The sequence below is a fragment of the Halomonas sp. DP8Y7-3 genome, from assembly GCF_019801675.1.
Taxonomy (GTDB): domain Bacteria; phylum Pseudomonadota; class Gammaproteobacteria; order Pseudomonadales; family Halomonadaceae; genus Halomonas; species Halomonas litopenaei_A.
Genome location: NZ_JAHVIO010000014.1, coordinates 36,671 through 51,748 on the forward strand (window position 1 = coordinate 36,671; position 15,078 = coordinate 51,748).

Here is a 15,078-nt window from a genome sequence, read left to right on the forward strand (position 1 = left end):
ACGAGGTCAGCCATCTGTCGAGCACTTTCCGCAAAAGGCATATGACGATCATGACATGCTCATCTAGCGACCATCTCGACAGTGGCTATGATAGCATTCGCGTCGACATCAGCACGCGAGACCCACCCGTTGCAGGAGCCACCCGTGAAATCACAGCGCATCGCCTTTGTCATTGAAGACCTTTATGGGGGCGGTGCCCAGAAGTCCCTGCTGTACACGGCGGACCAGCTGCGCCAGCGCGGCCACGCGGTCAAGGTCTTCACGCTGCGCGACAAGGTGGAACATCGCCTGCCGCCGGGCCTCGAAATCGAAAACCTGGCAGTGGTCACGCGCTTTACCAAGGCGACCTCCACCACGCTGACCGAGAAATGGCAGGCCCGCAAGATAGGCAAAGCCCTGGACGCCTGGGGACCAGAGGTCGTGATTTCCTGCTCCTGCGACAAGATCACGCGACATCTGGACCGGGACAACCTGTACTTCTGGATCAAGTCCGACGTCAGTGCCAAGTTCAGCCAGCCAGAGGCCAGGGAAAAGGCCTTCGACAAGGTGAGGCGCTTCTACGGCGGGCGCAAGGTCATCGCGGTGTCCCAGGGGGTCAAGGAAAACCTGGAGAATGTCGTCGGCCTCGAGGCCGAGACCATTATCCCCATCTACAACCCCTACGAGCGCGAGCCATTTGTCGAGATGGCGGCGGAGACGCTGACCCTACCGGCAGGCATCCGCCAGGGGGAGTACCTGCTGTCCGTGGCGGCCATCGAGCCGCGCAAACGCCAGGACAGACTGCTGCGGGCCTACCGCAAGGCACGTGACGAGCACGAGCTCACCACGCCGTTGGTGCTGCTGGGCAAAGGCAAGCCGGAGAATGAGGCGACGGTGAAGGCGCTGATCGACGAGCTATCCCTTGGTGAACACGTTCATTTGCTCGGGTATACCGCCAACCCCTACCCCTTTATTCGCCACGCCCTGGCGATGGTGCTGACCTCTGACGCCGAGGGGCTGCCACGAGTGTTGATTGAAGCGCTGTTGTTGCACACACCGGTGGTCAGCGTTGACTGCCCCAGCGGCCCAAAGGAGATCCTGACCCAGGAACTCAGCGACTTTCTGATCGACCGCGAGGATGAAGATGGACTAGCCAATGCCATGGCCCGCATGGCCTCGGCTCCCGTCACTATCGAGCCCCGTCATTACCAGCAGTTCCTGAAAGAGAACGTGCTGCCGAAGTTCGAATCCCTGCACGTCAGCAAGCAGGCGTAACACCATGCAGCTGCTGGATATTCCCTTTAACGATCGGCGCCGCCGCTACCTGATGTTTCATACACAGGGGCTGCCCGAGCGCCTGGCTCTGTCTCAGACAACCACGACGGAAGCGTTCGAGGCAGTGGGCTCAAGTCGCTTCTTCGTCTCTGAGGACGGCAGGATTCTGGCCAAGGTCGTACCGGACAAGTTCTCGAAGAAGCTCGAGCCCTTCAAATGGTTGACCCGCGACTACCTCGAGAAACGCTGGCTGGCCCAGTCAGACGCGCGAAAGGAATACCTGAGCATGCGTATTCTGGACAACGCCGGGCTAACCACACCCCGCTGCCATGGATGGGGCGTCAGCCTGAACCCAGGCAATCGCAACGCGTCGCTGCTATTGATGGAACGAGTGGAAGGAGCAACAGCTGGGGAGTATCTCTTCCTCAACGGCTCTGAAACTGACCGATACTCACTTTTGGAAATCATCGCTAAAGATGTTCTCAAATTGGCAAAAGCAGGCTTTCTACACAGGGACCTTCACCTCAATAACCTTCTCGTCAGCCCAAACCAGCAACTGATTTGGATAGACGCACACCTGCGTCCTATGCCCGCCTTCTCTAGAAGGCGACTAGGTGCACTGCTTAGCACCTTATCACCAAGGAAGTTCCATGGAGAGCAATACCAACAGTGGGTTGCCGACTATCTAACACACCGGTGGTGACAACTAGCACCTTCACTGGCCAAGCATGACGTCTCACTGAGCATGCACAGGAGCTCCGTCATCGCCTCCAAGATCTAAGTATCTGCTCGCCACTGTTGAAACATCAAAGCGTTGACAAGCATCGTCATGAATAACCGGAGGTGTTACGACGACATCAATGATCGCTTGAGCAAACGCGGCTCGGTCATTCAGTGGCACCAGCCACCTGGACAGCTTTCCGGTCAATATCTCGGCGGGCCCTGACGGGCAGTCAACACTTACCACAGGAGTCTTACAGGCAAGAGCTTCAACGAGGACCAGAGAGAACCCCTCATAGTCGGAGCTCAAAAGCAGGGCTTTGGCCCTCGCCATATAGGCAAAGGGATTATCACGGGCGCCAATCAGCCACACCCTTTCCTCCAATCCCCTCTCCCGGATCATTGTGGTCACCTCATGAGCCGCTGATCCATCGCCAATCAAGACCAGAGGAAGGGTAACGCCACTATCTCGGTATGCATCAAGCAACCGATCAAAACGCTTGGCCCTTTGATCTAATCGGCCCACAAACAACAAAAAATCATCTGGTGCATCATCAACCGGCAGCGATGAAAGATATCGAATACGGGCAATATCTACGGGATTATGAATCGAAAGACCGCGTGTAGGGACAACGCGAAACTCACTCTCAAGGCGGGCTAGGATGCCCTGTGACACTGTCACGATACGCTTACGGTTGTAAAGAAGCCGTACTTTACGACGTTTCAACCAGCCCCCTACCCTAGACTTGTTGCCTAGAAACTCAGTCACAGGATCTGAGTGCAAGCAATACCAAGCAGTATTAGCAAGATGCGAGCGTGACACGATCTGATGTGCACGGTGAAGATGCACAAATGTTAGATCGAAGTTCCCGGCGTCTCTGTAAAGCCACTCATCAAGCATACGCGCATGGTGACGGTAGCGGAGCTGCCTTGCGACAACGCCAGCAGCCACGTACGGCAGCTTTATGACCTTGACACTCGACGGAAGCACATGGCGCTGGCGGTCGCTCAGAAGTACCAAGGTAACGTCAACCCCAGCACCCACCATGCCAACGATCAAGTCACGCACGACCACCGGTGCTCCGCCCGAATCAAGGTGATCGATAACGAGCAGTACCCGTCTGGTGTGCACGGCGCATAACGAGGGGGCCGCACAACCTATGGCTTTAGTTTTGCTCACACCTCAATCTTCCCTACTAGAAAACACGCGACCGACCACCTAGACATCCGAGGGACTTGAGACAAAGGCAGCTGCCACTCTCTCCGGCATAAAGTCCTGGAGCCAAGCGTCGCGGATGGCCGGCTTCGGGCTCGCCAATGCCTGGTTGATCCCCTCCGCCAGTGACGAAGCCTCTCGCTCTACCAGGCAGCTCTCTAGCTCACCCTTGAGAATCTGCCGCACACCGCCAGGGCAGTCCACTGACAGCACAGGCGTTCCACAGGCCAGTGCCTCGAAAAGCACAATGCCCATACCTTCAAAGCGAGAGCTCAATACGAAAAGTCTGGCCCGATGCATCCAAGGGTAGGGATTCTGCTGGTTACCGGCAAAGATGACTCGCTCAGCAATACCCAGTTCTTCCGCCAAGCGCTCCAGCGTTTCCCGCTCCTGCCCATCGCCCACCAGCACCAGCGGCATCTGGGTTTCTGATAAGGCATAAGCGCGCAGCAGCAAGTCATGGCCCTTAGCGGGTACCAGCCTGGCCACATTCAGCAGGTAGGGCTGCTCAGGTATCTGCGGGTTGTGCTCGTGCATGGACCTGCGAATGGCACGAATGGGGCAAGGATTGGGGATCACCGACAAGGATCGCGGGCGAAACATCCACAGCGCTTGCGCTTCACGCAGGCTGTCGGCCACCCCCTCAGACACCGCGACGAGATCTCGGCGGTGATACAGACAGCGTGCAAACAGCATTCTGCGCCGGCTCGTCCCCTTCAGGTGAAAGATGTTCTCCAACACGTAGCGAGCCCGCTTGTCGCTGAAGCTCCACACCAGTTCGAAGGTTCCGATACCCCGAAACACGATGCGATCCACCTTGCCGTACTGTTTCTCGAAACGCTTCAGCCAGTGGCGAAACACGACACCACCCATGATCCCATTGCCCAGGAACAGCGCCCTTCCCAGCAACGGATTGAGAATCAAGCGAGCGATCACCTCAAGACCATAGCCAATCAGCGTCAGGCGGTTCCGCTGCTGCAGTGGCAGATGGTGCACCGTCACACCTTCGTGCTCCGGAGCCAGGGGGCGTTTCACCTTACGAAAACTGACCAGATGGCTTTCATGGCCAGCCTCATGGAAGGCGTCTGCCAGGTTGACGGCCACCCTCTCCATACCGCCCATCTTGAGCGATCTCACTACCACCAGCGTTCTCATGAAAGGCGCCTTGTCCACCTGCCAACGAAAAGAGGCTAATGAGAACACAGATCACTATGCGTGATCGAGCCTTCCTGCCGATCACTCACGGCTCGCGGTACTGCCAGCATCCGCTACACCACCGCCCTCGACACAACGGCAACTCGCTATATGTGAATTTGCTGAAACACGCGAAGGCCTCATTCCACCGAGACGCGACCCCCTGTGGGCTTGCTAGACTTTGCTGTATGAACACTTTGTGGCGAAAGCCAACCGAAACGTCTGAGCTGGGCCGCCGCATAGGTTCTGACACAAGGAAAGCCCTACCAGGCTAGGCGGTGAAAGATGGCAAATAAAAAGCGCGTTCTACTGGTGCTGCGACGCATGGGCATCGGCGGTATCGAACAGGCCACCAAGACCCTGGCGACCGCGCTGGAGAGCGCAGGACACGAGGCGCACCTGCTGGTGCTGAAAGGGGCCAGCGCCCTCCCCTCGGATGCCCCCTTCCAGACCCACCACCATGACGTGGATAGAGCCAGCCGCAAGGGGTTGGGTCGACTGTGTCACCTGGCCGACAAGCTGCTATTAACCCCACTTATCAAGCAGTCTGGCTTTATCTGGCGGGGCAAGCGCTGCTCTCAGGAATTCAAGCGCTACATCGGTGGCCTGGAGGACACCTACGGGCACTTTGACCTGTTACTGATACGGGGTCAGGGCGCCTTCGAGAACCTGTGGGCCTTTGACGATGAGCGCACCTGGCGCGTGGTAGAAGCGGTCACCGGACGCTTCCCCGCCGATGTAAAGGGCCGCTGGCTGGCACGAGCGCTCTACCAGGATAAGAAGCTGCTGTTTGTCTCTCGCGGGGTCGAGAAGGAAGTAGGTCAATACCTGGAGCGCCAGGGCGTCACACCGCTGCGTAGCGAGATTCTTTACAACGCAGTCCCCATATCCACGATCAGGCGAATGGCCACCGCCGATAAGGATCTTCACCTACACAAACCCTATCTGCTGCACGTCGCACGTCTGGTGCCGGTGAAGAACCAACAGCGCCTGATTGCAGCCTACCATCAGGCCGTGAACCAGGGGCTTGAGCACGACCTCGTCATCATTGGTGATGGTTCCGAACGCCGACACCTGGAAGCCCAGGTGATGGCACTGGGGCTCGCCGCCAAGGTGCATTTCCTTGGCCAGAAGGACAACCCCTACCCGTGGATAAAGGATGCGACCGCCCTTGTGCTGAGTTCCAACTTTGAAGGCCTGGGCATTGTGCTGATAGAAGCCTTGGCGCTGGGCACCCAATGCGTTGCCTGCGATGTGCCAGGGGGTATTGGCGAGGTACTAACCGGACCTCAGGCACGTTTGCTCGCCGCGCCAACCGTCGAGGCGCTCGCCGATAAGATGCGCGAGGCAGTAACGGATCCGGTAACGATCGACGACTCGATGGTAAAAGCGTTTGAAGCCCCAAGGATCATCAGCGATCTTGTAGCATTGGCCCCTGAGACAACGGACGTGCTCTATGCCCCATCAACGTGACCACCAGCTTCCCCTGAGACCTGACTGGGAATATACGGCCACAATCGATAGCGACGGGCACCTGACTGTAGACAGCACAGGACGACGGGCTCAACCGGGCTTACCGAGCATCAGCAGCACCACGTGGATGTTGGACGTCAGCTATCGCGCGAGTTCGCGCTGGAAGCTCCCCGCGGTAACAATCCACCAGGGCGGTATCGCTCTCTTCACACAGTATCTTGAGCCTAATGAGGCAGGCAGACGCCTTATCAACCTGACAGGCATAAGCAGCCTGGAGGACATACGGCTTGATCTCTCGCACCTGCGCTTCGAAACCCAAGCAAGGCTGCTAGGGTTCACGCAGCCTGATCTTGATAGCGGGCCGATTCTTATCATCGCGCCCCACCCCGATGACGCGGAGCTTGCCGCCTTCGGCCTCTACGCCCAGCACCCCAAAAATACATGGATTGTTACCCTTACCCCCGGGGAGAGGCTCAAGAAGCTCGACAAGCAGTACTGGCCCAAAATGGATGGTAGCCTCGAGGAAGCATCACGACGTAAAGGCTTCATCCGGACTTGGAACAGCGCTACAACACCTCTTTTGGCAGGCGTCCCTGCTCAGCAACTGGTGATGCTTGGCTACTTCAATGACACGTTGGATGCACTTTATGCAGACCCCGACGTGCCACAGCCTTCACACAGCGCGGGCGATGTCACACCGGACACCTTTCGCCGATGGAATCACTTGGTACTACCGAGCGACGGCCAGGCAATCAACACAGGGCATTGCCTGCAGCAAGACCTCATCGCTCTGCTCAACCAGATCAAACCCACCACCGTTATCACACCGCACCCTGAGCTAGATCCCCACACAGACCACATAGCCGCCACCGAACACCTTCTTGCCGCTATGCAAGAAAGCGAGCACTCGCCAGAGACGATGTTGCTGTATGCCAACCACCTAAAGAGCACCCGAGGGTTCCCAAGAGGCCCGGCTCACGCCGCTGCCGGCGTATGGCCTATCCAGCTGGCAGCATCCAGACTTGGCGAATGGCGGCTAATGAGCACACGGCTAGACCTGGAAACCCAGAAACAAAAAGCCCTGGCATTGCACTCCATGCATGATCTTGGAGGCAAGCCAGGGCTTGAAAGGCGCTGGAAACGGCGGCTAATGCGATGGTTGAGCGGCGTACCCACCCAGCAGTGGAAAGAGTACGGCGGTCACGACTACTTTCAGACCCATGTGAAGGCCCATGAGGTGTTCGGTATGATCAACCTAAGAAATCCTCAAAACCTAACATCATGAAGGCACCTGCGAATTATGACCCGCCTGTAAACGCCAATAGTGTGTCACTAATCCACCAACTACAAGGTTGTGTACATATACACCTGTCCAAAAGGAGTTATAAGACTCAAATTGATTAACAATAATCCAATAGACAAAAAAACCAAAGCCAAATAAAGCCATATCTCCAGGCAGCACACCAGCACGCCACGATCGCCATGTAGCTAAACCAATCCAGAAAGCTAACGCACCTACAACTAGAAGGCCTACTAAACCATAAGCCACCCATACTTCGAGGAAGTAATTATGTAGGTGACCATATTTTTCCTTGACGTGGTCTGGCAACCAAGGTGTATGGTCCATTACCAAGCCACGAGCTTCTCCACCCCAACCAACAAAAGGGCGTTGCTCGATCCACTCAAAGGCGGCCTGCCAAGAATGAATCCTAATACCAATGCTTGTGTAAGGTACCTCGTCTATTTTTCCCTGCAGCAGCATGCCAATCACTGAAGATTCCTTAGTAGCACGCTCAAGCAGCGGCTCTTTTAGGAATAAACCAGCGCCTAGCAGAACCACACTCAGACCAAGAAGCGATAGAAAAACACTTCTATAAGTGATCACTCTATATTTAGCAACATTGGAAACATACAAGAAAACACCACACACCAAAGGTAAAACAACCAACAGCGCAAGCCAGATAGCTCGTGTTTGGCCAATCAGTACAGCAATAACCGATAGTACAAACAAAACGCTCCAGGCCAAACATCTAAAGGCACGCCATGGCCCTGGACGAAGCCACCGAGGAGTAAATACAGCCATGCCCAGGAGCACAACACCAAACAGCATCGCCCCGTGTTGGCCATTGCGAATACCGAATCCAACTCGCTCCCCACTAAAGCCCTTTAGCCATTCATCAATTCCATCTCCCTGAATTACACTGGCGAGCAGCAGGCCCAAAATTGCCAACAACCACAATGAAAGCACGTTGCGCGTACTTCCACCTAGCCACCACGCGACAGCGATAAAAATGAACAATTTGGCCAAACGGTCAATGCGAGGATTATCGGCCATCCAGTCTGGGTGACTAAAAACACCAAGCGACCATGATAAAATCTGTGCCGCAACTGCCGCCAGCAAAATCCAAAGGACGAAGCTGCGACGAATACCCTGACCAAAAACCAGAACAGCCAATAGTCCCGACAACGCCATCAACGTCTCTGCTGTAGACCCAACAGAAGGGAACAGCACCCTGAAGAAAGCGTAGAGAGCGAGCACTGAGACCCCAAAAAGCCAAAGGAGCTTCGGACACGGCCACGCAGACGGAATACTAAAACGTGCAAAATCCCCCACAACTCCCCCGGCATTTTAAAGTACGGCTAGTCCGATCTATCTAATGATCTTACAAAGTACCTAATGACTGGCAACTAGTCCAATCAGACCCAGCAAATCATAGTAAGCGATATCCGTTTGGATTCCTCGACTGCCAACGCCACGTGTCTGCCATCATGTCATCAAGGTTTTTTTCAGCTACCCAGTCAAGCTCATCACGCGCTTTGGATGCGTCAGCCCAAAATGCTGGCAGATCTCCTTCTCGGCGCTCGCCAAGCTTATAAGGAACCGGGACATTATTTACACGGATAAAACTGCTCACCATGTCCAAAACAGATGTACCCATACCCGTACCCAAGTTATAAACATTCACTCCGGGTTTAGTGTTCTTCTCTAGAGCCTTAAGGTGCCCCTTTGCAAGATCAACTACATGTAAATAATCACGCTCGCAGGTACCATCCCGTGTAGGATAATCGTTTCCGAAAACAGTCAACTCATCACGCCGACCAACAGCCACCTGAGCGATAAATGGCATGAGATTATTGGGAACACCCAAAGGGTCTTCACCCATCTTTCCTGAGGGGTGTGCGCCAATGGGGTTAAAATATCGTAGCAGCGTTATCGACCACCGCCGATCGGCGTCTGCGATGTCCTCCAAGACCTTTTCAACCATGGCCTTGGAGGTGCCATAGGGGTTCGAGGTGGTGCCACGGGGAGTAGTTTCAATATACGGTATAGGTGCCTCGTTTCCGTACACAGTAGCCGAGGAGCTAAAAACGATACGCCGAACACCGGCAGCTTCCATTGCCTGGCAAAGAACTAAGGTTCCGTTAACATTATTTTCATAATAAGCAAGAGGCTTCCCTACGCTCTCACCCACCGCTTTAAGGCCAGCGAAGTGAATGACAGCATCTATCTTATGCAAGGCAAATAGCGTGTCCAAAGCCGGACGATCGCGAATATCAGCTCGGACAAATGTTGGTTTTTTTCCGGTAATTTCTTCAGCGCGGCTCAAGGCAACCTCAGAGCCGTTGCAAAGATTATCTACCACCACTACCTGGTAACCGCTCTCCAACAATTCTACAACAGCATGTGAGCCAATATACCCTGCACCACCGGTAACCAGAACTTTCATCTAGTCCTCCTTCAACAAAATATTATCGGGCATGAGGATGAAAAAAACCACGCCACATGGTCAAAAACAAAATCTTAAAATCTAACCAAATTGACCAATTATCAATATACCAAAGATCATGTTCGATGCGTGACTTCAAATCTGTATCGCCGCGCCAACCATGAATCTGTGCCCAGCCTGTAATCCCAGCGAGCACCATATGCTTCTGCATGTACCCAGGAATCTCATGCTTAAATCTCTCAACGAACACCGTTCGCTCAGGACGCGGACCCACTAAGGACATATCACCCTTGATCACATTGATCAACTGCGGCAACTCATCAAGACTGGAGCGACGCAAAAATCGACCTACTGGTGTGACGCGCTTGCAATTCGCACCGCCCCAACTGATTCCTTCAGATTCACTATCCACTGCCATACTGCGAAATTTCAGCATCTGAAAACTTTCACCATTCCAGCTCATACGCTCTTGGTGGTAAAAGACAGGCCCACGAGACGTCAACTTGACGGCTAGTGAAATCGCAATCATGACCGGCGAGACCAACACCAACGCTATTCCTGCAAGAAGTTTGTCCTCGGCAGCCTTGATAAAGCGAGCAGTACCACTCATTGGCGTACAACTCATGTCGAGCAAGTAGAGGCCCGCAACGGTCGAGATATCATGGTTCAATAGACGCAGTCCCTGCATGTCAGGCATATAACGTACATTACCAATGCAGTGGTCCAAACTTCGTAAAATGTCGTCGAGAAGACTCCCACGAGCCAAAGGCAAGCACACCCAAATCTCATCACTGACCAGGCTAGCGTCCAGCACACGATCGAAAGCACGGCAATCTACTGCTCCGAACTTTGAACAGTCACTGGCATCAACCAGACGTACAGCTGTCACGTCAAAACCCGCCGACGACTGCGCAGCGATGCGGTGTGCTGCAACTAGACAGGAATCAAGCTCTCCCACCAAAATTACACCCTTGCGATTGCGGCCCTGTCGGCGAATGCGATTTAGCAAAGGGTAAGCTAAAGTGCGTATACCAACACTAAATAGAAAGGCGTTAGAAAGCCAGAGGCCAAGCCACAGTCGAGAAAACCGAGCACCAGTTTTGGTGAAGTACAAATATGTGAAGACTATTCCAGCAAGAATGACGAATGCATGAGCAATTCTAACTACCAATTCAACCCTAACAGCCCCCCTCCAGGATCGATAAATACCGCAGGCGCCAAAAACAACCATGCCCAGCAGCATCCCGGAAAGCATCATCCACTGGTAACGCTCGACCATGTCGAGCAGAGAGCCAAATCGGAGCCAATAGGCAAGAAAACCACCCAATAACAAGCCGCTGGCATCCGCAATCCTTGCAGCCAGATGAGAATAGCCCTCGAAACCAGAAATTGTCTTGGCAACACGAGCCATCTCAGGGATACCGCCTTACCAATTCATCATGAGAACATCCCGGATGCTTACGTAAAGCATCCCGAAGTGCCGACCAGCAAAGGTGCAAATAGCGCCTTTTTTCATTGTAGTGACGGACGGCCAAAACCCAACCAAGCAGCTTTACCGGTAACACTAGAGGAAACCACGCCCCCGAAGCAATCCGATACATGACCAATCCATTTCGATAGGTGTAATAGGCCTTCCACATTGGTGAATAACAAGAAGAAGTACTTCCTGAGAAAGTAGAACAATCGTGAATGAACCGAACGTTTGGTAAAAAAACGTGCCGTCCACCTTTTTGACGAAGGCTCAACGTATATATGATATCGTCACCATAGATGAACAGCTCTCCTCTAGGCAAGCCGATTCGGCGCACAGTTTCAGCAGTGATGAAACACCCTACAAAAGACGACGAATCTATATCTACCGAGGACTCGCTCTGATAGTATTCATTCCCAAGGTGAAAACCTTCACGCGACTGACCGGTCATGGCGCCAAAAACGGTTTTCACCAATAACTTAGCATGCCAGAATGGATTCCAACTAGGGCGATTCATTTCGCAAATTGATCCGTCTGGGTAGTAGACTGCTGCGGCAGCTCCATCGATGCCACTTAGATCATTTTTCATAAAGTTAGTAAGAGCCCCCGGAGAGGGCTGTGCGTCGTCATCAAAACACACCAGCCAGTCAGGATTGAAGGACTCCAATGCGGCTTCAAATCCAACTTGGAACCCCCCGGCTCCTCCCAGATTCTGCTCAGGAGTCAGAACCCGTAAGCGACTATCGTCAAGCCCCCGCAACCATTCTCGACTTCCATCGGTAGAGCCATTATCAACTACAACGACTCCTACTACAGGCTCACTTAGGACAGCCGTAATCCCTCTTTTTAGATGGCTAAGTCGGTTAAAGGAAACAATAACTGCTACCAAACATACAGGAGATGGGTCAACGTTCCCAAAAGAATTCTTTTCAAGCATGGAGGTTGCCAGTCATATTTGAATAGAGACATGAAGGTAATCATGTTTCGACGAAAAAGGCCGGAACAGCATCATTTACATCAACACACTTAAGAAACCTGCGCGCGGTATCTAGTGCTTCGCGAATAGTAACATCCATATCAAGATAGCGATACGTACCTAAACGTCCAACAAATGTCACACCCTTGAGCTGTTTAGCCTTTTGGACGTATTGGGCTAGTAGGGCCTTCTCGTTCACTTGGCGAATAGGATAGTACGGAATATCTCCTGGCTTACAAGCACGACTGTATTCCCGATAGCAGACACTAGCCTCATGCGACTCCCAAGGAGAAAAATGCTTGTGCTCTGTAATTCGGGTGTATGGAACTGACGCGTCGCCATAGTTCATAACCGCACATCCCTGATAATCACCCTCATATGTGAAGCGCTCAAAGTCTAGAGTTCGGTATCCAAGGCGGCCTAGCTCGTAATCGAAATACCCATCTAGTGGACCGGAGTAAAAAACATGGTCATAATGCGTGGCATCCTGCCTATTGAACTGCTTATTCAAACAAACATTAATACTGGGGTGGTCAAGAATTTCTTTTACTAGCTCTGTGTACCCGTTTTCCGGCATACCTTGAAACCGGTGAAAGAAATAATTATCATCATAGTTAAATCGCACAGGCAGGCGCTTTAGGATACTCGCCGGTAGATCGCTTGGATGACAACCCCACTGCTTTTCCGTATACCCCTTAAAAAAAGCGTCGTATAATTCTTTGCCTATGAAACGTAACGCCTGCTCTTCAAAGGTAGTGGGACTGGTAATTGAGGTGTCTGCCTGAGATTCAACAAATGATCGAGCCTCATCAGGGCTCATAGATTTGCCGAAGAACTGATTAATAGTATGCAAATTGATCGGAAGAGAGTAGACCAGCCCTTTGGAAGTGGTTTTCACCCTATTAACATATGGTTTAAAAACAGAAAATCTATTGACATACTCCCATACCTCTTGATCATCAGTGTGAAAGATATGAGGACCATATTTATGTACTAAAACATTCGTTTCAGGATCGCGTTCTGTGTGGCAATTGCCTGCAACGTGGTTTCGACTATCGATAATAGTAATTTCGTGACCGCACTCTGCCAGTTCACGCCCAATAACAGCTGACGAGAAACCAGCTCCAACAAGACAGTACTTCATCCCTCTTTTCATTTCTTTAAATTCCACGATACAGCACAGATTTTTTTTATTCGTGCAAACCAATATGACAATTTTTCACCTAAACGATTTGAATAAATATTTGGCTCTGACGCTACCAAAATATCTCCTAAGCAGATATTACCCTTACGGATTCCGCTCCGTATATAACGATTAACAATAATTGATCTATAGTGCTGATGCTCTAACTCTTTAGAGATTGAGTTATCACTGCTATCGCCTCTGCTAGTTTTTCGTACATGGTAATATGCTACTGCTCGCGGTACATAGGCAATATCAAACTGGCTAATAAACCTAAGATTGAAGTCCCAATCACCTACAACTGGCAATTCTTCGTCGTAGCCCTCCAGCTTATCGAGCGCTTCTCTGGTGTACACAAAAGCAATAGGCATGAAGGGATTACTTTGCGCAATCCGAGGTATTGTGATACCACGCAACTCAGGAAGAAAGTGCTGTACCTTTTTCTGCTTGATTGTGGATCCGTCTACAATTTCAACTACCTTCTTTGTTCTTCCCACGACTCCTTGGACATTTCCACCAAAACCATCCTCAAGTGCATCTACACAGAAGCTTAAAAAACTTGGTGACCAGCTATCATCATCGTCATGAATAACATAGAAATCAGTATCAAGAAGCTTTAAACCAACATTACTGGCCGCTTCCATTCCCAAACTAAGCCTATGATTAACTATTCGAATTCTATCCAGAAAGTTTTGGCCACATTCATAAAGTACGTCTTCAACTATACCACTATCACCACCATCGTTTACAATGACACATTGCCAGTTCTTATATTCTTGAGAAATAATACTTTTGATCGCACGTTTCAAGAACTGCGGCCTATTCTTAGTACGGCAAACTATTCCTACGCTCTTAGAGGCAATCATCTCTTTTTTACTTTTATTAATTTCCATAGCGCATCTGGAAAGTTGTAAGCCAACCATGCTTTGACTACCATCTTAAACTGTTTACGTGATGTGTACGTACTAATCAGAACTCTTAAATCGTCACGGCAAAAACTGGAAAGAAAATTACTATTTATCTCTTTGTAGCTTATATCAAGAAGTCTATTATTTTCCTGAGAGGAAGCCAGATCCCCTAAGCTCCAAAGGAATATATAAAGTTTTAGTTCCGATGAATAAAACGCCACGCTACTAGCTGGAGGCAAATCTGGGAGATTTGTAGTGCCTTTAGACAAGTCAACTGCATTTTTAATTGTTTTTTTCTTCATGATGCTATTGCCACGCTGACGGTAAAAGACTAAGGGTACCGGCAGATAATATAAGGTTTCAATTTTATGAACAAGCCTTGGGACTGTTGCAATATCTTCATAATTCTGTCCTGCAGGAAAACATTCATCCTGATAAAATTTTTTCTTAAAGACTTTAGCCCACGAGTAGAACTGTTTGTCTTTAAATAAACTAGTGAGCATCAAGCACTTGTCTGATATTATTGTTTTCTCGGGAAGACTTAACTGTCCACTTTCCCAATACCAGTCTGGTCCGGCTAGCCAATGATAAGTAAAAAAAACAGCGTCAGGCTGATGCAGGAAAATTTCATCAATTAAAACTGAAAAATTTTTCACGTCTAAATAATCATCGCTATCAAGAAGAAAAATATACTCTCCGATAGCTGCATCTATTCCTACATTTCTTGCTTCTGACAAACCGCGATTTTCTTGTTCTATAACTTTAAACAAACCATCCGGAAAACTTGACTTCCAACGTTCAAGCTCTATCATAGTAGAATCTGTAGAGCCATCGTTAACTACTATCACCTCGCAATTGTACTGACGTGAAACGTTGTGCAAAGAGTTCAGACATTCCGCTATATACTCTCTAACATTGAAGCATGGCACAACAAATGACAAAACACATGACATTC

General features: G+C 51.1%; 13 protein-coding genes. 4 read left to right on the plus strand and 9 right to left on the minus strand.

Features of this window, described 5'->3' with window-relative positions; translation table 11 throughout:
- The first annotated feature begins 144 nt into the window (after window positions 1–144).
- A complete protein-coding gene (locus tag KUV86_RS20090; RefSeq protein ID WP_222485312.1) occupies window positions 145–1,254 on the plus strand; it encodes a glycosyltransferase in 1,110 nt (369 codons plus the stop codon).
- Between the two features lie 4 nt (window positions 1,255–1,258).
- Window positions 1,259–1,957: a lipopolysaccharide kinase InaA family protein gene (locus tag KUV86_RS14780; RefSeq protein WP_222485314.1), complete on the plus strand. Its 699-nt coding sequence runs from the start codon at window positions 1,259–1,261 to the stop codon at window positions 1,955–1,957.
- A gap of 33 nt (window positions 1,958–1,990) precedes the next feature.
- Here KUV86_RS14780 and KUV86_RS14785 read toward each other — a convergent pair whose 3' ends face one another.
- Both KUV86_RS14785 and KUV86_RS14790 read right to left on the minus strand, forming a co-directional pair.
- Window positions 1,991–3,154, minus strand: a complete 1,164-nt coding sequence (locus KUV86_RS14785) for a glycosyltransferase (RefSeq protein WP_222485316.1) — start codon at window positions 3,152–3,154, stop codon at window positions 1,991–1,993.
- Window positions 3,155–3,193: 39 nt separating this feature from the next.
- Window positions 3,194–4,345: a glycosyltransferase gene (locus tag KUV86_RS14790; RefSeq protein WP_222485318.1), complete on the minus strand. Its 1,152-nt coding sequence runs from the start codon at window positions 4,343–4,345 to the stop codon at window positions 3,194–3,196.
- Between the two features lie 324 nt (window positions 4,346–4,669).
- On the opposite strand from KUV86_RS14790, the gene KUV86_RS14795 reads away from it, so the two are divergent.
- Both KUV86_RS14795 and KUV86_RS14800 read left to right on the plus strand, forming a co-directional pair.
- A complete protein-coding gene (locus KUV86_RS14795) occupies window positions 4,670–5,857 on the plus strand; it encodes a glycosyltransferase (protein WP_222485320.1) in 1,188 nt (395 codons plus the stop codon).
- Window positions 5,841–7,142, plus strand: coding sequence for a PIG-L deacetylase family protein (locus KUV86_RS14800; protein WP_222485322.1), 1,302 nt, complete (start codon window positions 5,841–5,843; stop codon window positions 7,140–7,142). Before KUV86_RS14795 ends, KUV86_RS14800 begins: the two co-directional genes overlap by 17 nt.
- Here the strand turns inward: KUV86_RS14800 and KUV86_RS14805 are convergent.
- The 7 genes from KUV86_RS14805 to KUV86_RS14835 all read right to left on the minus strand — a co-directional run bounded on the left by KUV86_RS14805 (window position 7,137) and on the right by KUV86_RS14835 (window position 15,076).
- The gene (locus tag KUV86_RS14805; protein ID WP_222485324.1) at window positions 7,137–8,330 is read right to left on the minus strand and encodes an O-antigen ligase family protein; all 1,194 of its coding nucleotides are present in this window, start codon (window positions 8,328–8,330) and stop codon (window positions 7,137–7,139) included. The two genes, KUV86_RS14800 and KUV86_RS14805, sit on opposite strands and share 6 nt — an antisense overlap.
- Before the next feature lie 238 nt (window positions 8,331–8,568).
- Window positions 8,569–9,585 (minus strand): UDP-glucose 4-epimerase GalE, encoded by a 1,017-nt coding sequence (gene galE, locus KUV86_RS14810; protein ID WP_222485326.1) that lies wholly within the window; start codon window positions 9,583–9,585, stop codon window positions 8,569–8,571.
- Between the two features lie 22 nt (window positions 9,586–9,607).
- Window positions 9,608–10,996, minus strand: a complete 1,389-nt coding sequence (locus tag KUV86_RS14815; RefSeq protein ID WP_222485327.1) for an undecaprenyl-phosphate glucose phosphotransferase — start codon at window positions 10,994–10,996, stop codon at window positions 9,608–9,610.
- Between the two features lies 1 nt (window position 10,997).
- Window positions 10,998–11,993: a glycosyltransferase gene (locus tag KUV86_RS14820; protein WP_222485328.1), complete on the minus strand. Its 996-nt coding sequence runs from the start codon at window positions 11,991–11,993 to the stop codon at window positions 10,998–11,000.
- Between the two features lie 40 nt (window positions 11,994–12,033).
- Window positions 12,034–13,203, minus strand: a complete 1,170-nt coding sequence (glf, locus tag KUV86_RS14825) for a UDP-galactopyranose mutase (RefSeq protein WP_315900992.1) — start codon at window positions 13,201–13,203, stop codon at window positions 12,034–12,036.
- Complete coding sequence (locus tag KUV86_RS14830; RefSeq protein ID WP_222485329.1) at window positions 13,185–14,108, minus strand: glycosyltransferase family 2 protein; 924 nt, start codon at window positions 14,106–14,108, stop codon at window positions 13,185–13,187. Before KUV86_RS14830 ends, glf begins: the two co-directional genes overlap by 19 nt.
- Window positions 14,078–15,076 carry a glycosyltransferase family 2 protein gene (locus KUV86_RS14835; RefSeq protein WP_222485330.1) on the minus strand — a complete coding sequence of 333 codons (999 nt, stop codon included), beginning with the start codon at window positions 15,074–15,076 and terminating at the stop codon, window positions 14,078–14,080. Before KUV86_RS14835 ends, KUV86_RS14830 begins: the two co-directional genes overlap by 31 nt.
- Window positions 15,077–15,078: the final 2 nt, after the last annotated feature.